The organism is Pseudomonas sp. MF6751 (assembly GCF_016613265.1).
In the GTDB taxonomy this organism is placed as follows: Bacteria; Pseudomonadota; Gammaproteobacteria; order Pseudomonadales; family Pseudomonadaceae; genus Aquipseudomonas; species Aquipseudomonas fluorescens_BV.
The window spans coordinates 53,278-70,633 of record NZ_JAENSV010000011.1 but is presented as its reverse complement, the minus strand read 5'-3'; the positions used below and the strand labels follow the sequence as shown (position 1 = coordinate 70,633).

Sequence of the window (17,356 nt, the reverse complement as noted above, 5' to 3'; positions counted from 1 at the left end):
ACGCAGATAAGGTAAAGTCGGCGCCTTCAGGGACAGACTTCAGGTAACCATACATGATCGTGCTTGTGCGGCACTCGGTGTTCAGCCTACTGGCCCTGGTATTTTCCAGCCTGTTGATCACCGCTCATGCGGACACCTCGCCGATTGGGGTAGCCCTTGATCAGCGGGTCATTGACCTGACAAACACCCTCGACTCGGGCACCGCCCAGCGCCTCAAGCAACAACTGGCTGACCTTGAACAACGCAAAGGCGCGCAAGTGGCGGTATTGCTGGTGCCAACCACCGGCAGCGCCGATATCGAAGGCTACGCCAACCAGCTGTTTCGTGCCTGGAAACTGGGACGCAAGGACGTCAACGACGGCATCCTGCTGGTGGTGGCCAAGGACGACCGCAAGGTACGTATCGAGGTGGGCTACGGCCTGGAAGGCATCGTCACTGACCTGCTGGCCCATCGTATTATTGAAGAACAGATCACCCCGGCGTTTCGCCAGGGCGATTTTGCCGGCGGTGTGCAACAGGGGGTGGACGCCCTGACCGTGCTGGTGGACGGCGGTGACCTGCCGCAACTGGCGGGAGCCGGGATCAACCCCCAATTCATCGCATTGCTGGCGGCGCTTATCCTGGGCGGCTTGGGCGGCGTGGCGATTGCAGCCGGCAAGCTGCATTGGCGCAAGGCGCTGATCGCCGCCGTGGCGGCCACGCTGTTGTTGACGCTGCTGGCGGGCGGTTTGGAGTGGCCGATGTTCCTGTTTGTCATGCCGCTGACGCTGTTGATAGGCGGCGCGATATTCGGCGCGCTGTGGCAGGTGCGTACGCTGTTTTACTGTGTGATCGGGCTGCTGGCTTACAGCCTCGGGTTGGTTATGGCAAACCAGTACGTGGATGTCAGTTTCATCCATTGGCTGCTGTGGCCATTGGGCGTCTTGGTGGTGCTGGGGTTGTACCTGGTACTGCTGCTGATCATGAGAGAGACATGGCGCACCAGCCGCGCCGGTTTTATCGTGCGGCTGCTGGCGGCGGTAGTGGTGTACGTGGTGGCAGGATGGGTGATTGACGGCGGCCGCGACGGCTGGCTGCTGGCGTTTCCTATCGCATCGTTTGTCGCGCTGATTATCTTTGGCAAGGTTGGCGAGGGGGCTGGATCTGGCTCGGGCGGTGGCTCCGGTTCAAGTTCCAGCAGTTCTAGCAGCAGCTCGTCCGGTGGTGGTGGTTCCAGTGGCGGTGGTGGGGCTTCCGGCAGTTGGTGACTCGCTGGCGGATGCCCACGCTTTCGCACCCCACCCATGGCAAGCGCGTGTTTGGCAATACCATGGGGAGGCGCAACGGCTTGAATAGCAAACAGTCGGTCGCACTGTTACGCCTTGACCCAACCGCCCTTGCCGTCGGATTTGATTTAGGAATCTATGGGCGCGCGATTGGCGACGCTCAGAGCGTCGTCGATGACCTTTTGGTCCGCAGGCAGGTAACCGTGATCAAACCGATGGGGAAGAGGGTGGATCTGCGCGTCGTGGGTGACCTTTTGGTCCGAAGGCAGGCAGAGGTGATCAAACCGACGGGGAAGAGGGTGGATCTGCGCGTCGTCGATGACCTTTTTGTCAGAAGGCAGGAAGATCTGATCAAACCGATGGGGAAGAGGGTGGAACTGCGCGTCGTCGATGACCTTTTTGTCCGAAGGCAGGAAGAGGCGATCAAACCGATTGCGATTGGCGTAGGCCCGATATTCGTCGCCGACGCTCTTCCAGCTGCACTTGCCATCGGACACTTCTGCCTCGTCGCCAAGCCTGTTTTCTTCCAAGGGGTTGTACCTGGGTTTATCGTTATCGATCTTGCTTGCGTCAACAGGTTGATGGGTCGGGATGGATGGGGTGAAGCCACTGATTGAAGACACGATTGCACCTCTGTGATAGCCAGGAAGATGCCCCGCCGGGGCAGGGTCCTGGCGGGGTGTTTCGCAGGCTACAGCGCCCGGAACCTTCACTCAATGTGGCCTGTTTCGCGTGAATGTAAGCGTGTGAAACCCCTGTGTGGTTAGCTCATACAGCGGGAGAAGTTGCTGTAGGCACAGTCTGAGATAACGCTTTGCAGCGTCAGGCTTGACGTCAGACAGCACAGACAAATCCAGGATTTTTACCTGTTGAAAAGCATTCGTTCCCTGCACGGCTTTTCGGCAGTTTCATGCCTTGCAACACACAATCACTACTGCGACGGTGTGGCTTTCAACGCCATCACCATTTCATGCCACGCCATCCCACCGTGATCCGACGGCGAAGGGCGCACGTAGGTGTAGCCCATGCGGGTGTACAACGGCACATGCTGTTGCTTGCACATTAGATGAATCGTCTGCTTGCCCAGTGTTCCCATGCGCTGCACGAACGCGGTCATCAGTTTTTTTGCATAGCCTTTGCCTTGATGGGCCGGGTCGACCACCACCGACATAATCACCACATTCGGCGCCTCGGCGTCATGGCCCACCAACTCCTTGAAGGCCTCGTCCGACATTACCACCTCATGGGCACAGCCCGAGTTGATGAACCCCACCACTGCGCCATCTTCCTCCAGGATCAGAAATCCCTCGGGATACTGCGCGATGCGCGTGGCGATCTTTTCAAGCGTTGCGGCTTCGTCGCCTTCGTAAGCGGTGGTTTCAATGTGAAAGCAGCGTGCGGCGTCGGTGGGCAGGGCGTTGCGCAGGGTGAGAGTGGGCATGGGCGGTTCCAGGGATGTTCAGTGAAAGGCCACATCATAGAGAAACATCGGGCCTATGGCACCGCACGGCCATTCATCACCCCTTGTAGGAGCGAGCTTGCTCGCGAAAAACGTCAACGATAACGCGCGCCTACACGTTGTAACGGGTAGGGCAGGCGCGACCAAGAGTCTGTATCAAACCCCACCCACCAACTTGCCACTGTCCATCCGGCGCTTATACGCACTGTCCCGACTCGCCAACCAGAAGTACAACGGCGAGGTCACCGCCAGCCCCACCACCCACGACAAGTCCGCGCCGTTGATGTGCTGCGAAATCGGCCCCACGTACAGCGGCGTGTTCATGAACGGAATCTGCACCGCGATCCCCACCGCATAGGCCAGCAGCGCCTGCGGGTTGTACTTGCCGTAGATGCCGCCATCTACACGGAAGATCGAGGCGATGTCGTATTGGCCTTTGTGAATGGCGTAGAAGTCGATCAGGTTGATCGCCGTCCATGGCACCAACACCACGAGCAGCACCAGCACCATGTCGACGAAGTGGCCGATGAAGTCTTGGGAGGCAAACACCGCCGCAATCGAACAGGCGGCCAGCACGATGATGGAAATCACCGCACGGCTTTTCGCGGTCGGGATCCAGCGGTAGGCGAAGGTCTGTACCAGGGTGATGATCGACAGCACCGCGCCGTACAGGTTGAGGGCGTTATGGCTGATCACGCTGAGCAGGAACAGCACCAGCATCAGCGGGCCGATGGCGCCGGTGGCGAGTTTGACGGCGTCCATGGTGTCCATGCCTACCGGTGTGGCGAGCACTGCCACGGCGCCGAAGATGAACGCCAGGCTCGACCCCAGCGCCGAGCCCAGGTAGGTGGTCCAGAAGGTGGCGGCTACCGGCACGTCGGCTGGCAGGTAGCGGGAATAGTCCGATACGTAGGGCGCAAAGGCGATCTGCCACAGCGCGGCCAGGGAAACGGTGGCCAGCCAACCGGAGATGTTGAAGCTGCCACGGGTGAGGAAATCCGTGGTCTGAACATGGGTGAAGATGTAGCCAAAGCCCAGCACGATGCCGGCGCCAAGCACCCAGGTGCCGATGCGATTGAGTACGTGGATGAAGCGATAGCCGATGATGCCGATGATCCCGGAACCAATGGCGCCGATAACGATGCCCACCGGTACAGGTACGGCGTCCACCACGCCATGCAGGGATTTACCGGCCAGCACAATGTTGGAGGCGAAGAAGCCGATGTACATCACCCCGGCAATCACCACCACCAGCAACGCGCCGAGGGAGCCGAACTGAGCACGGCTCTGGATCATCTGCGGGATGCCCATCTGCGGCCCCTGGGCTGAGTGCAATGCCATCAACACACCGCCGACCAAATGGCCGACAAGAATGGCGACAATGCCCCACACCAGGTTGAGGTGGAACAGTTGCACACCCAGTGCGCCAGTGACGATAGGCAACGGCGCGATGTTGCCGCCGAACCACAGGGTGAACAGGTCTCTTACCTTTCCATGGCGATCTTCCGGGGGCACGTATCCAATCGTGTGTTTTTCGATGAGCGGGGCGGAGGATGTTGCAGTGGTAACCATGACGAGCTCCAAGGCAAGGTGAGTACGTGGACGTACTTCGCTATGCGCTGCACGGGCGGCGCTTTGTTGTTGGAGTGATCATCTGTAATGGGCGCAGGCAGGTAAATTAGTAAGTTTGTTGCTATAGACCTTAAAAAAAATATCTCACGTGGTTTTTTGCTCCGGTATGTTGCATGGGCTTCAATGGCTTGAAAAACCGGTGTATCTGCGCACCTGTTTGGGGCGAAAACCCACGTTTATGGAGGTGCCGATGGCTGCCTACAACCTGCGCCAGCTCAGATATTTTGTGACCACGGCCGAATGCGGCAGCGTCGCCGAGGCGTCGCGCAAGCTGTATATCGCCCAGCCGTCGGTGTCCACGGCGATCAAACAGCTGGAAGACAGCTTTGGCGTGCAGCTGTTTATCCGCCACCACGCCCAGGGCGTTTCCCTTACGCCCAGTGGCGCGCGCTTTTATCGCAAGGCGTTGGAGCTGTTGCGGGTGGCCCATGAGTTCGAGCAGAACGCCCTGGCGGATAATGACGTGGTGGCCGGGCAGATCGACATCGGCTGCTTTGAAACCGTGGCGCCGTTGTACCTGCCACGCTTGATCGCCGGCTTCAGGGCACGCTGGCCAGGGGTGGAGATCCGCATCCGCGATGGCGAGCAGCAAGAACTGGTGCAGGCGCTGACCGCAGGCAGTATCGACGTGGCGATGTTGTTTGAGCACGACCTGGGCGGCACCATCGAGACCACGCCGCTGATGCCGCCCCAACAGCCCTATGCGTTGCTGCCGGCCGATCACCGCTTCGCCCAGCAGGCCAGGGTGTCCCTGGCCGACCTGGTGCTGGAGCCAATGATTTTGCTGGACGTGTTGCCCAGCCGTACCTACTTCGTGAGCATCTTCGAAGAGCGCGGGCTGACCCCGAATATCGTATTCAGCTCGCCCTCCATCGAGATGGTGCGGGGCATGGTGGGGCGCGGGTTCGGGTTCTCGGTCCTGGTGACCAGACCCTTCAGCGAGTACACCTATGATGGGCAGAAGGTGGTGTGCATTCCCCTGGCTGAAACGGTCACGGGGTCCGGGTTGTCGGCCGTGTGGTTGCGCCGTGCACCGCTGACCAAGCCGGTGCAGTTGTTTGTCGACTACTGCCGTGAAGAACTTGCGCGGTTGCTGGCGTGACTGCGAACCAGCCCCGCGCGCTTATGCGGGTCAGTGCTCAGCCAACTGCAGCTGTTGCTTGGCCAGCCTCACCACATTGTCCAGGGTAAACCCGAATTTCTCCTGCAACTTTGCCAGCGGTGCCGAGGCGCCAAAGCTGTTCATCACCACCTTGGCGCCGGTCTGCCCGACATAGCGGTCCCAGCCCAAGGGACCTGCCTGTTCCACCACCACGCGGGCTTTCACTGCGGGCGGCAACACACTGTCGCGGTAGGCTTGATCCTGGTCTTCAAACAGCTCCCAACTGGGCATTGATACCACGCTGGCGGCAATGCCTTCACCTTTGAGCTGCTCATACGCGGCCACCGCCAGGCTGACTTCGCTGCCTGTTCCTATCAGGATGACCTCAGGCTTTTGCGCACTGGCCAGCACGTAGGCACCTTTGGCCGCACCGCAGGCCGTCGCGTATTGGGTGCGATCTAGGGTGGGCAGCGGCTGGCGTGACAGCACGACACAGCTGGGCCGATGAGTCTGGGCCAAGGCGACTTTCCACAATTCCAGCGTTTCATTGGCATCGCCCGGGCGCAAGGTCAACAGCCCCGGCGTGGCCCGCAGTTGGGTGAGGTGTTCGATAGGCTGATGTGTCGGTCCATCCTCGCCGACGCCGATGGAGTCATGGGTAAACACGAAGATCACGGGTAATTCCATGATCGCCGCCAGGCGGATCGGCGGTTTCATGTAATCGCTGAATACCAGGAAGGTCGAGGTATACGGGCGCAGGTAGGACAGCGCCATGCCGTTGGCGATTGCGCCCATGGCGTGTTCGCGAATACCGAAGTGCAGGTTGCGCCCGCTGTAATCATCCGCGCTGAAACGCCCGGCGTCGTCGAAGGTGAGGTTGGTCTTGGTCGAGGGCGACAAATCCGCCGAGCCGCCCAGCAGCCAGGGGATCTGTTGGGCGAAGGCATTCAACACTTCGCCGCCTGAGGCACGGCTGGCGACGCCTTTGGCATCGGCGGCAAAGTCTGGCAGGTGCGCTTGCCATTGCTCGGGCATTTCCCCGGCGCGCATGCGTTGCAGTTCATCGGCCCGTTGCGGCTCGAGGGAGGCCAGGGTCTGGTTCCATTCGGCGTACAACGGCTCGGCACGTTCGTAAAGGGCATCGCGCAACACTGTGCGAGCCTCTTGCGGCACCAGGAAGCGCGAATCCTGCGGCCAGCCATAGGCGGCCTTGGTCAGGCGAATTTCATCGTCCCCCAACGGCTCGCCATGGGCAGCAGCGGTATTGTGCTTGTGCGGTGAGCCGTAGCCGATCACGCTGTCCACCACGATCAAGGTGGGCGCGCCGGTGTTGGCCTTGAAGGTTTCCAGCGCCACGCTCAAGGCCTGCAAGTCATTGGCGTCGGTGACATGCACGGTGTGCCAGCCATACGCCTGGAAGCGTTGGATCACGTCTTCACTGAACGCCAGCTCAGTGTGGCCCTCGATGCTGATGGTGTTGTTGTCGTAGACCCAGCACAGGTTATCGAGCTTCAAGTGCCCGGCCAGGGACGCGGCTTCGCTGCTGATGCCTTCCATCATGTCGCCATCACCGCACAGGGTGTAGACGTCGTAGTCAAACAGCACCTGGCCGTCGCGGTTGAAGCGCTGAGCCAGCCAACGCTCGGCCATGGCCATGCCCACGCTGTTGGCGCAGCCCTGGCCCAACGGGCCGGTGGTGGTTTCTACGCCTGTGGTCATGCGGTACTCGGGGTGGCCAGGGGTCCTGGAGCCCATCTGCCGGAACTGCTTGATATCCTCGAGGCTGACGGCCGGTTGGCCGGAACGCTTGCCGTGGGCGTCGATCTCTACCACGCCGGCCAGATGCAATAGCGAATACAGCAACATCGAGGCATGCCCCACCGACAACACAAAACGGTCACGGTTGGGCCAGTCGGGGTGTTCGGGGTGATAACGCAGGAAGCGACTCCACAGTGTGTACCCCACCGGCGCCAGGCCCATGGGCGTGCCAGGGTGACCCGAATTGGCCTTCTGCACGGCATCCATGGCCAGGGTGCGTAGGGTATTGATGCATTGGGTGTCGGCAGCAGTGGCAACGTGATTCATAAAACCGTTCTCCCTGGGGTGGCGATCTACAGTGGAGGGCAGGGCGGGGCAAAGGTTTGATCCCATCGCGTGCGCCGCGACGAACGGGTCGTTCTTGACTTCAAACATGACAAGGCTTGTTGGAATGGGCTAGCTTCAAGGGCGTAGACCATCGATCAATCTGTGGAGGTACGCCATGCCAGTGAAACACGACCTGTATCAGGACTTGGGATTGAGCAAGGAAGACGTTCACAAGCGCAAGGCGCAAGACAACCGGTTGGACTCACTGCTCACTCAATACGACGACGCCGACGCCAAGGTGCTAAAAGCGGAAAAAGCCAGTGCCAGCGATGAAGAGGTGGAGAACCTGAAGAAGAAGCGGCTGTCGATCAAAGACGAAATCGCGCAGCGGCTGGCTTAAGCAAACCCGCAACCCGTGGCGAGGGAGCTTGCTCCCGCTGGGGTGCGAAGCGCCCCCATTGGCGGCGGCTGCGCAGCCGAGCGGGAGCAAGCTCCCTCGCCACACACACGGAATGTGCACATTTGTTCAGAATTGTCTGGAGGACAAGTGCCGCTTCTCTCCTTATGATGCGCCCCGTCCACTCGGCTCTGGGGCTTGTTGCGGCGCAAGGATTGCGTTGTTTGAGCCGGGTGGGCATCCTCAGAATTCATGCAACACCGGGCCGAATCGGTCGGCTGCAAATGCTGTCTGTGGCTGGCTTGCCTGCGATGACTGCCTCCCACCCGACGCCTACCCACCTGACACCCCACAATCCAAAATGTGGGAGCTGGCTTGCCTGCGATGGCGGCCTGCCAGCCGACGCCTACCTACCTGACACCCCCGCAGTCCAAATGTGGGAGCTGGCTTGCCTGCGATGGCGGCCTGCCAGTCGACGCCTATCTACCTGACACCCCGCGATCCAACTGTGGGAGCGGGCTTGCTCGCGAAGGCGGCCTGACAGTCAACACAGTTGGACCGTGTACATATCCATTCCTGCGGTAACGGCCACTTAGGGTTCCGCCCCGACGGCGGCTCACTTTCGAAAAGCGCGAAAGTAAGCAAAGCGCTCTTGCCCCACCACTCGGCACCTCGCTTAGGCTCGGTGTGCCCGTAATCCGCCAGTGATTTGGGGGGCCGCCGCCACGCGCCATCCATGGCGCGGGGCGGCTAAACCGGCATCCCTGCCGGTTTACCCCCCAAATCCCTGTCGAATTCCGGCCAGCGTGGTTTAACGGGGCGCCTAAGATCAAAAGCAGATCAAGATCAAAAGCGGCTCGCTTCGCATCGTGGTTACCATCAACGCCGTGACGCTTGGCGTTCGGTCTTGCATCCAGTCATTTCAACAGCGTTTCAACGCATATATCCATTGAGCGCTGCTGCGTCTGCTCATACAACTGCAACTCATCAATCGTCCTGCGCCCCAGCGCCTGTTCGAAGGCATCTCGGTTGGAGTTGCCCGCGTAGTGACTCTGCGCCCCATCCCCCAGGTTTGACTGGAAGATCCCCGCCGCACTGACCGGCAAAAAGTCCTCATACACCAACGGCTCCACCGCCACATGACCGGCACCGACCAGCGCCTCCAATGTGCGCGGCTGATCGGCCTGGCCGCGTGCCGCCAAGCCCTTGTCGGTGACGAAGTAGCGAAAATACGCCAAGCCCTGCTCGCGCATTTGTGGGTAGTTATCGGGGAAGGCGTGGAAGTGCTGTTCCATCAATTGCACATAGCGTTCGGCATTGGCCTCGTTAGGTAACGCGCCGAGTTCGTCGCGGGCGGCGTTCAGCAGTTGGTCGTACAGGGCGCGTCCTTTAGGGGTAAGTGCGACGCCGCGTTGTTCGATTTCGCCGAAGCGCGCGCTGTGGCTGCCGTGGGCATCGGTGAAGGCGATGGGTTCGTCCAGGGCCTTGAAGCTGGTCTGGCGCAGCAGGATCGGGCACTGGCGCCGGGGTGGGCCTTCGATCACGGCTTTGGGGGTGATGCCTTTACCGGGCATCGCCGCCTGCACCTGGTCGATGTCCAGGGTGCGTGGCGTCAGGTGGTTGATGTGCGGGCCTTTGAACGCGACGACGTCGGCGATCAGGCGGTGCTGGTCGCTCAGTTGCTGATATTGGGCGCCGGTGACCGTAGCAGTGTGGTGCCAGCGGAACGTCTCCAGGGCCTGGCGGATAAAGGCCTCGGCATCGCTGGCATTCAAGCCGCCTTGGGTCTCTGCCTGGTCGATCAATGCCAAGGCCTCGGCGGTAAAGATCGAGCGCTTGGCCAGGGCGCTTTCGGCGAAGGCGCGCAGGTCGGGGTTTTCGATCAGCTCCAGGCGCAGCAATGAAGTGAACACGCGAAACGGGCTGGTTTGCAGCGCGTGTTCATGCACGGCGCGAAAGGCGGTGGAGTGAACAGGCACGCCAGCGGGGGTGAGGTCGTAGTACCCCACCGGTTGCATGCCCATCACCGCGAACAAACGGCTGATAGTCGCCAGTTCCGCAGCGGTACCCAAGCGGATGGCGCCGTGGCGCTCCATGCCCAGGCGCTGGATTTCGCCGGTACGCTGCAGCTGGTGCGTCAGGCCCGGTTCGCTGTCGAGCACATGTGCATTGGTCTCGGCCACCAACTCCAGCAACGCGCCGTATAACGGAACTTCATCTCGATACATGTCGGACATGGCCTTGGAAAAGCCCTTGCGGATCTCGTCAGGGCTGACATGTGCAGTGGCGTGCATAGAAAAATTCCTGATGACTGGAGCGATGAAAGTGGCCTTTGTCTGATTTTGTTGAGCCGCCGGCCGCCTTGCAAACGAAGATTCCTCTGGACTTCATTCTGCAAATGAATGAGTTGACCCTGCGTCCAAGTCTTCATGTGCAAGCAGGCGTCATTGGGCTCTACACTGCGCTCCACTGTGTAGGTGAAGGAGGACCCAATGACGGCCAAACCCGCAACCAACCTGCTGGACACCCTCGAAGGCCAGCGCCTGGCAACCCCAGACGCCGGGCAGTGGCGCGAGTGGGGCCCGTACTTGAGTGAGCGCCAATGGGGCACGGTGCGCGAAGACTACAGCGCCGACGGCGATGCCTGGGCCTACTTCCCCCATGAGCACGCCCGCAGCCGCGCCTATCGATGGGGCGAGGACGGATTGGCCGGTTTCAGTGACAAGGCCCAACGCTGGTGCCTGGGCCTGGCGCTGTGGAACGAGCGTGATGCAATCCTCAAGGAGCGTCTGTTCGGCCTTAACAATGCCGAAGGCAACCACGGTGAAGACGTCAAGGAACTGTACTTTTTCGTCGATGGCGTGCCGAGCCATGCCTACATGCGCATGCTCTACAAATATCCCCATGCGGCCTTTCCCTACGCTGACCTGATCGCCGAAAACGCCCGTCGTGGGTTGGCGGATGCCGAGTATGAAATCCTTGATACCGGTGTGTTTGCAGACAACCACTACTGCGACGTCAGTGTCGAATACGCCAAGCATCAGCCCGACGATATTTTCATGCGCGTCACGGTGAATAACCGTTCGGACCAACCCACGCGCCTGCAGGTGCTGCCCCAGCTCTGGGCGCGCAATGACTGGAGCTGGACCTTCGATGCACCCAAGCCCAGCTTGAGGTTGGACGGCGAGCGGGTTCTGGCGCGCCATCATGAGCTCGATGATCGGCACCTCAGCGCCTGGGGCCAGGACGGGTTGCAGTGGCTGTTCTGCGAAAACCAAACCAATCGGCCCAAACTGGACGGGCAACCGGCGCCGGGGCCATTCAAGGATGGCGTTAATGATTACGTGGTGGGCGGGGTTGGGTCGGCCGTTCGCCGGGACGCCGGCACCAAGGTGGCCGCGCATTTCACCCTTGAACTGGCGGGCCAGGAAAGCAAAACCCTTTACCTGCGTTTTGCGCCTTTGGACGCGCCCGATGTCAATGCGCGCAAGCTATTCGAACAGCGCCGCCAGGAAGCCGATGACTTCTACGCGGTCTTGCAACAGGGCCTTGCCGATGACGATGCGCGCAATGTGCAACGCCAGGCCCTGGCCGGCCTGCTGTGGTCCAAGCAGCTGTACTATTTCGACGTGAACCAGTGGCTTGACGGCGACCCGGCTCAGCCCGCGCCACCGCCCGAGCGTCTGTTTATCCGCAATACTCATTGGCGGCACCTGAGCAACTTCGACATCTTGTCCATGCCCGACACCTGGGAATACCCCTGGTATGCCTCCTGGGATCAAGGCTTCCAGGCGGTGGCCATCGCGCTGATCGACCCCGGTTACGCCAAGCAACAGCTGTTGCTGCTGGTAAAGGACCGCTTCATGCACCCCAACGGCCAATTGCCGGCCTACGAATGGCGCTTTGACGACGCCAACCCGCCCGTGCATGCCTGGGCCAGCTGGCGCGTATATCAGCAGGACAAGGCGTTGACCGGCGTGGGCGACATGGATTTCCTGGAGCGCATCTTTCACAAGCTGCTGTTGAATTTCTCCTGGTGGGTCAACCGCAAGGACGCCGAGGGCCGCAACCTGTTCCAGGGCGGTTTTCTGGGCCTGGACAATATCGCCTTGTTCGACCGCTCGGCCACGTTGCCGCCGGGTTACCAGTTGGACCAGGCCGATGGTACCGCCTGGGTGGCGGCCTATGCCCTGGACCTGATGCGCATCGGCCTGGAGTTGGCCAAGCGCAATGTGGTGTACGTGGACATTGCGGTGAAGTTTTTCGAGCATTTCCTCTACATCGCCGGCGCTATCAACCACGTCGATGACAGCGCCGAAGGCTTGTGGGATGAGCAGGACCAGTTTTTCTACGACGTACTGCACCGTCCTGATGGCCAGAGCGAACCGGTGCGCCTGCGCTCCATCGTCGGGTTAATGCCGCTGTTCGCGGTGCTGGTGCTGGAGCAGCGCGAGCACGAGGGCCTGGAAGGCTTGCGCGAGCGCCTGCTGGGCTTTATGCATCATCGGCCGGACCTGGCCAGGTTGGTTTCGCGCTGGACCGAACCGGGGCAGGGCAACCGCCTGTTGCTGGCGCTGCTGCGCGGTGAACGCACCAAGGATTTGCTGCGACGCATGCTGGATGACCAGGAGTTCTTGTCGGCCTTTGGCGTGCGCGCCCTGTCCAAGGCGTTCGCCGAGCAGCCCCTGGCGTTGAAGATGAATGGCGACACCTTGTGTGCCAGTTACCAGCCCGGTGAGTCCGACTCACGCTTGTACGGTGGCAACTCCAATTGGCGCGGGCCGCTGTGGATGCCGGTCAATTACATGCTGATTGAATCGTTGCGCGAATTTCATCGCTATTACGCAGAGCATTTTTCCGTGGAGTACCCGACGGGCAGTGGGTATCTGGCGTCTCTCGAGGAAGTGGCTGACAGCCTCAGCGAGCGGCTGACGCGGCTGTTTCTTAAAGATGAAAACGGTGTGCGGCCGTCGATGGCGGGGTATGCGCAGTTGCAGGAAGCCCCGGCCAGTCGTGACCTGGTGTTGTTCCATGAGTATTTTCATGGTGAGACAGGGCGAGGGCTGGGGGCTTCACACCAGACCGGGTGGAGCGCGTTGGTGGCGTTACTGTTGCAACCAAAACCTTAAGCAATCCGCAAACCAAATGTGGGAGCGGGCTTGCTCGCGAATGCGGAGTGTCAGCCAGCAAATCTATTGACTGATATACCGCATTCGCGAGCAAGGCCGCTCCCACAAGGGATTCAGGGTTACCCGTGAATCAGGAAGGGAACAGCTCGCTCAGCTTCATCGCCAGCATCATGTCGCCTTCGGTGCGCAGCTTGCCGCCCATGAACGCTTGCATGCCGTCGGTGGAGCCGTCGACGATGCCTTCCAGGGTCTCGCTGTCCATCACCAGGGTGACCTGAGCGTCAGGGTTTTCGCCTTCTTTGAGTTCGCAGGTCTTGTCCTTGACCACCAACGAGAAATTCTTGCTGTCGTCGATACGGAAACCGAACACCAGGTCCAAGCCTTCGGCAGCGCTTGGGTTGAATTTGGCTTTCATTGCTTCTACTGCTTTAGCTACGTCAGTCATGGTTTCGATCCTTAAGGGTAGAGTCCAGTGACCTTGGGGTCACGGTTGGCCGCAGTTCATCGGAAAGTGATGAGCTGCGGCGCCTTCAACAGTTGCAAGTGGGCGTGACTGTTGAAGGAAGCCAGTGCCACCTCGCGACCACGGAACTTCAGTTGGTTGAGCGAGGTGTTAACAATTTGCCAGTTCATTTCGAAGGCCTGGGCGGCAGGCATTCGGGTAATCAGGTGGAGCAGGGCGGTGATGGTGCCGCCGGAGGTGAATACGGCGATTTTGTCGGTGTGGTTCGCGGCTTCAAGGATCCGCTGCAAACCACCCTGGACCCGCTCGACAAACCCCAGCCAGCTTTCCAGCCCGGGCGGATCATAGGTGCCGGCCAGCCAGCGTTCGATGATCAGGGCGAAAATGCGTTGGAACTCGCTGCGGTTCTGCGGGCCATTGCGCAGGATGTGCACGGCATCCGGCTCACTGCTGAGCAGGTCGGGTAACAGGCCGCGAATGATCGCCTCGCCGTCGAACTCGTTGAACGCGCTGTCTGTTTCCAATGCCGGAACCGGCAAGCCCAGGGCGCTGTACTGGTCGAACGTGGCGCTGGCAGTGTGCTGCTGGCGACGCAGGTCGCCGGCGATGCAGCGGTCAAACGCAATGCCCAGGTCTGCCAGGTGGCGACCGAGCACTTGCGCTTGTTCCACGCCAATGGGCGAGAGGACGTCATAGTCGTCTGCACCGAAGGAAGCCTGGCCATGTCGAATCAGATAAATGCTGCCCACGTCCGTTTTCCCGGTACGTTGAAAGTCTGGCGAGGTTATGAGGATGCCTGCGAGCTGTCAATGAAAAAACATACGCTTGTTTTAAAAGCGCGTTGGAGCCCGCCTGCTGGCGGTTTGATCACTGGCTCCTTCGCAGTGGCGTCGGTATGCTGGGGCCATCCGCGCCTGGCGCAGTGCATTTTTTAAGGAGACATATGGATTTTTTGGCCGAATACGCGAGCTTTCTGGCGAAGACCGTCACCCTGGTGGTCGCTATTCTGGTGGTACTGATCAGCTTTGCAGCACTGCGCAGCAAAGGTCGTCGTAAATCCGCCGGCCAATTGCAGGTCAGCAAGCTGAATGATTTCTACAAGGGCTTGCGTGAGCGCCTGGAGTCCAGCCTGCTCGACAAGGACCAGCTCAAGGCCCTGCGCAAGTCCGAAAGCAAGGCTGAAAAGAAGAAAGACAAGAAGAAGCCCGAGCTCAAGCCACGGGTATTCGTGCTGGATTTCGACGGTGACATCAAGGCCTCGGCCACCGAAAGCCTGCGCCATGAAATCACCGCACTGCTGAGCCTGGCCACGCCCAAGGATGAAGTGGTGTTACGCCTGGAAAGCGGCGGCGGCATGGTGCACAGCTATGGCCTGGCCTCCTCGCAACTGGCGCGTATCCGCCAGGCCGGCGTGCCGTTGACCGTGTGCATCGACAAAGTCGCGGCCAGCGGTGGCTACATGATGGCGTGCATCGGCGAGAAGATCATCAGCGCTCCCTTCGCCATTCTCGGTTCCATTGGCGTGGTGGCGCAGTTGCCCAACGTCAATCGCCTGCTTAAAAAGCACGACATCGACTTTGAAGTGCTGACCGCCGGTGAATACAAGCGCACGCTCACAGTGTTCGGCGAAAACACCGAGAAGGGCCGGGAGAAGTTCCAGGAAGACCTGGACATCACCCACCAGTTGTTCAAGAACTTCGTCTCGCGTTACCGCCCGCAGTTGGCGATTGACGAGGTGGCCACTGGCGAAGTGTGGTTGGGGGTTGCCGCCCTCGACAAACAACTGGTCGATGAGCTGCAAACCAGCGATGAATACCTGGCCACCAAGGCCAAGACCGCCGAAGTGTTCCACCTGCACTATGCCGAGCGTAAGAGCCTGCAAGAGCGCGTGGGCCTGGCGGCCAGCGGTTCGGTGGACCGGGTGCTGTTGACCTGGTGGAGCCGCTTGACCCAGCAGCGGTTCTGGTAACCCAGTACTGAAAACCAGGTAATCCCTTGTGGGAGCGGGCTTGCTCGCGAATGCGGTATATCAGTCAATAGATTTGCTGGCTGACACTCCGCATTCGCGAGCAAGCCCGCTCCCACATTGGTTTTTCGACCATGTCAGGTCAAACGGGGTTTAATCGAGTCCGCCAACTGCGTAAGGATCAGGCAGCACGACACGGCCCCGGCATCCAGAACGCCGAGGGAACGCTCACCCAAACGACTGGCTCGGCCAATCTTGGCCACCAGGTCCTTGGTCGAATCCCGCCCTTGAGAAGCAGCGCTTTTCATCGCATCGAGTGCATCGCTGAAAGAACGCGCCGCTGCATGCGCCCGTTCAAAGGCTTCCACCGCCGGGATCAACGTGTCCATCAAGCACTTGTCGCCCACGCCCGCTTCGGTGATGTCCTGCAACGAGGTCAAGCCGCCGCGCAGCAGGTGGGCGAAGGTGACGGCGTCGATGTCTTCACTGCCGCGCACTTCGTCGGCCATGCCGATAAACAGGCTGCCATACAAGGGCCCCATGGAGCCGCCGATGCCTTCCATCAGGCTCAGGGTCAGTTCATCCAGGGCTTCGGCCAGGGTCAGTTGGCGGCCTTCGATCGTGCGGCCGCAATGGGCAAAGCCCTTGGCCATGTTGATGCCATGGTCGCCATCGCCTATAGCGCCGTCGACTTCGCTGAGGTACTCCCGGTTGGCCACGATCACGCTGACCAGGTCGGCGACAATGGCGCTACCGTCATGGGTGGAAAAATGCTGGCTCATGATTCACTCCGCCTGGGTCATGCCGATGGAGCGGCAGGGTTGGTCGATCAGGGTTTTCAGCTCGGCGTCGAGGCCGAGCAGGGTCAAGGTCACGCCCATCATCTCCAGGGACGTGAAGTAGTTGCCCACGTAGCAACGGTGAATCTTCAAACCTTTGGCCTTGAGCTGTTTTTCGACCTCGGCGTAGAAAATATACAGCTCCATCACCGGGGTGGCGCCCAGGCCTGAGACCAGCACCACCACGCTGTCGTCCTGGCTGAAATCGCGGTCGGCGAGGATCGGCGCCAGCATGCGCTCGGCCATGGCGGCGGCCGGTTCAATCGGGATGACTTCGATGCCCGGTTCGCCATGATGGCCGATACCCAGCTCCATCTGGCCGTCGGGAATCTGGAAGTTCGGCTTGCCCACCGCGGCGATCGTGCAGGGCGTAAGGCCGATACCAATCGAGCGGCAGTGGTCGACGGTTTTCTGCGCCACCCGAATCACGCCGTCCAGGTCGTAATGCTGGGCAGCGGCGGCACCGCCGATCTTCCACATTAAGATCTCCCCGGCCACGCCGCGACGCTTGGCAATATCGGCCTTGGGCGCGGAGGCCACGTCGTCGTTGGCGACCACGGTGCGGATGCGCATGTCTTTGCTGGCGGCCATTTTCATCGCCAGCTTCACGTTCATATTGTCGCCGGCGTAATTGCCATACAGGCAGGCAACACCTGCGCCATGGTCGGCGGCGCGGAAGGCATCGAAAAAGCTTTTGGCGGTGGGCGAGGAAAAAATCTCGCCGACGGCCACCGCATCCACCAGGCCCGGGCCAACATAGCCGAGGAACGCCGGCTCATGCCCGGAGCCGCCGCCGGTGACAATGCCGACGCGGCCCTGGGCGGACGGTCTGGCCTTGACGATGACCCTTGGGTTGCTTTCGTACTGGCGCAGTTCGGGGTGCGCGACCAGGATGCCGCGCAGCATGTCTTCGACCACTTGGTCGGGATCGTTGATGACTCGATTCATAACGCGGGTTCCTGTGTTCTTGTTCTAAGGGGCGACACCCTTCCATTGTGGGAGCAGGCAAGCCAGCTCTC

At 60.5% G+C, this 17,356-nt stretch carries 14 protein-coding genes; 5 read left to right on the top strand and 9 right to left on the bottom strand.

Going from position 1 to position 17,356, the window contains the following annotated elements:
• Window positions 1-53 precede the first annotated feature (53 nt).
• Window positions 54-1,247 (top strand): TPM domain-containing protein, encoded by a 1,194-nt coding sequence (locus tag JJD66_RS12045; RefSeq protein ID WP_105226616.1) that lies wholly within the window; start codon window positions 54-56, stop codon window positions 1,245-1,247.
• Window positions 1,248-1,393: 146 nt separating this feature from the next.
• Here JJD66_RS12045 and JJD66_RS12040 read toward each other — a convergent pair whose 3' ends face one another.
• From JJD66_RS12040 to JJD66_RS12030, 3 genes are all read right to left on the bottom strand, one after another.
• Window positions 1,394-1,888, bottom strand: a complete 495-nt coding sequence (locus JJD66_RS12040; protein WP_200648230.1) for a hypothetical protein — start codon at window positions 1,886-1,888, stop codon at window positions 1,394-1,396.
• 308 nt (window positions 1,889-2,196) lie between these two features.
• Window positions 2,197-2,706 carry a GNAT family N-acetyltransferase gene (locus JJD66_RS12035; RefSeq protein WP_200648229.1) on the bottom strand — a complete coding sequence of 170 codons (510 nt, stop codon included), beginning with the start codon at window positions 2,704-2,706 and terminating at the stop codon, window positions 2,197-2,199.
• Window positions 2,707-2,880: 174 nt separating this feature from the next.
• Window positions 2,881-4,296 (bottom strand): purine-cytosine permease family protein, encoded by a 1,416-nt coding sequence (locus tag JJD66_RS12030; RefSeq protein ID WP_198716272.1) that lies wholly within the window; start codon window positions 4,294-4,296, stop codon window positions 2,881-2,883.
• A gap of 250 nt (window positions 4,297-4,546) precedes the next feature.
• Between JJD66_RS12030 and JJD66_RS12025 the strand changes: the two genes are divergently transcribed.
• Window positions 4,547-5,458, top strand: a complete 912-nt coding sequence (locus JJD66_RS12025) for a LysR substrate-binding domain-containing protein (protein ID WP_200648228.1) — start codon at window positions 4,547-4,549, stop codon at window positions 5,456-5,458.
• A 30-nt stretch (window positions 5,459-5,488) separates the two neighbouring features.
• Here JJD66_RS12025 and tkt read toward each other — a convergent pair whose 3' ends face one another.
• Window positions 5,489-7,543 carry a transketolase gene (gene tkt / locus JJD66_RS12020; protein ID WP_200648227.1) on the bottom strand — a complete coding sequence of 685 codons (2,055 nt, stop codon included), beginning with the start codon at window positions 7,541-7,543 and terminating at the stop codon, window positions 5,489-5,491.
• 175 nt (window positions 7,544-7,718) lie between these two features.
• Here tkt and JJD66_RS12015 point away from each other — a divergent pair, with 175 nt between their 5' ends.
• Window positions 7,719-7,943 carry a YdcH family protein gene (locus JJD66_RS12015; RefSeq protein WP_200648226.1) on the top strand — a complete coding sequence of 75 codons (225 nt, stop codon included), beginning with the start codon at window positions 7,719-7,721 and terminating at the stop codon, window positions 7,941-7,943.
• Between the two features lie 914 nt (window positions 7,944-8,857).
• Here the strand turns inward: JJD66_RS12015 and hglS are convergent.
• The gene (hglS, locus tag JJD66_RS12010) at window positions 8,858-10,234 is read right to left on the bottom strand and encodes a 2-oxoadipate dioxygenase/decarboxylase HglS (protein ID WP_198716837.1); all 1,377 of its coding nucleotides are present in this window, start codon (window positions 10,232-10,234) and stop codon (window positions 8,858-8,860) included.
• Between the two features lie 198 nt (window positions 10,235-10,432).
• Here hglS and JJD66_RS12005 point away from each other — a divergent pair, with 198 nt between their 5' ends.
• Window positions 10,433-13,069: an MGH1-like glycoside hydrolase domain-containing protein gene (locus JJD66_RS12005; RefSeq protein ID WP_200648225.1), complete on the top strand. Its 2,637-nt coding sequence runs from the start codon at window positions 10,433-10,435 to the stop codon at window positions 13,067-13,069.
• Window positions 13,070-13,199: 130 nt separating this feature from the next.
• On the opposite strand, the gene JJD66_RS12000 is transcribed toward JJD66_RS12005, so the two are convergent.
• Window positions 13,200-13,514 (bottom strand): SCP2 sterol-binding domain-containing protein, encoded by a 315-nt coding sequence (locus tag JJD66_RS12000; protein ID WP_034125754.1) that lies wholly within the window; start codon window positions 13,512-13,514, stop codon window positions 13,200-13,202.
• Window positions 13,515-13,570: 56 nt separating this feature from the next.
• Window positions 13,571-14,281, bottom strand: a complete 711-nt coding sequence (locus tag JJD66_RS11995) for a histidine phosphatase family protein (RefSeq protein ID WP_034135852.1) — start codon at window positions 14,279-14,281, stop codon at window positions 13,571-13,573.
• 194 nt (window positions 14,282-14,475) lie between these two features.
• On the opposite strand from JJD66_RS11995, the gene sohB reads away from it, so the two are divergent.
• Complete coding sequence (gene sohB, locus JJD66_RS11990) at window positions 14,476-15,501, top strand: protease SohB (protein ID WP_105226626.1); 1,026 nt, start codon at window positions 14,476-14,478, stop codon at window positions 15,499-15,501.
• Window positions 15,502-15,635: 134 nt separating this feature from the next.
• Here the strand turns inward: sohB and dhaL are convergent, their stop codons facing one another.
• Entirely contained in the window at window positions 15,636-16,280 is a 645-nt protein-coding gene (gene dhaL / locus JJD66_RS11985) for a dihydroxyacetone kinase subunit DhaL (RefSeq protein WP_200648224.1), read from the bottom strand.
• A gap of 3 nt (window positions 16,281-16,283) precedes the next feature.
• Window positions 16,284-17,285 carry a dihydroxyacetone kinase subunit DhaK gene (locus JJD66_RS11980; protein WP_200648223.1) on the bottom strand — a complete coding sequence of 334 codons (1,002 nt, stop codon included), beginning with the start codon at window positions 17,283-17,285 and terminating at the stop codon, window positions 16,284-16,286.
• Window positions 17,286-17,356 lie beyond the last annotated feature (71 nt).

Bases quoted from the DNA above. Each gene is read 5' to 3' on its own strand.
- JJD66_RS12000 (WP_034125754.1), bottom strand. From the start codon at position 13,514: ATGACTGACGTAGCTAAAGCAGTAGAAGCAATGAAAGCCAAATTCAAC.
- JJD66_RS12030 (WP_198716272.1), bottom strand. From the start codon at position 4,296: ATGGTTACCACTGCAACATCCTCCGCCCCGCTCATCGAAAAACACACG.
- dhaL (WP_200648224.1), bottom strand. From the start codon at position 16,280: ATGAGCCAGCATTTTTCCACCCATGACGGTAGCGCCATTGTCGCCGAC.
- JJD66_RS12015 (WP_200648226.1), top strand. From the start codon at position 7,719: ATGCCAGTGAAACACGACCTGTATCAGGACTTGGGATTGAGCAAGGAA.
- sohB (WP_105226626.1), top strand. From the start codon at position 14,476: ATGGATTTTTTGGCCGAATACGCGAGCTTTCTGGCGAAGACCGTCACC.
- JJD66_RS12025 (WP_200648228.1), top strand. From the start codon at position 4,547: ATGGCTGCCTACAACCTGCGCCAGCTCAGATATTTTGTGACCACGGCC.
- tkt (WP_200648227.1), bottom strand. From the start codon at position 7,543: ATGAATCACGTTGCCACTGCTGCCGACACCCAATGCATCAATACCCTA.
- JJD66_RS12005 (WP_200648225.1), top strand. From the start codon at position 10,433: ATGACGGCCAAACCCGCAACCAACCTGCTGGACACCCTCGAAGGCCAG.
- JJD66_RS12035 (WP_200648229.1), bottom strand. From the start codon at position 2,706: ATGCCCACTCTCACCCTGCGCAACGCCCTGCCCACCGACGCCGCACGC.
- JJD66_RS11980 (WP_200648223.1), bottom strand. From the start codon at position 17,285: ATGAATCGAGTCATCAACGATCCCGACCAAGTGGTCGAAGACATGCTG.
- hglS (WP_198716837.1), bottom strand. From the start codon at position 10,234: ATGCACGCCACTGCACATGTCAGCCCTGACGAGATCCGCAAGGGCTTT.
- JJD66_RS12045 (WP_105226616.1), top strand. From the start codon at position 54: ATGATCGTGCTTGTGCGGCACTCGGTGTTCAGCCTACTGGCCCTGGTA.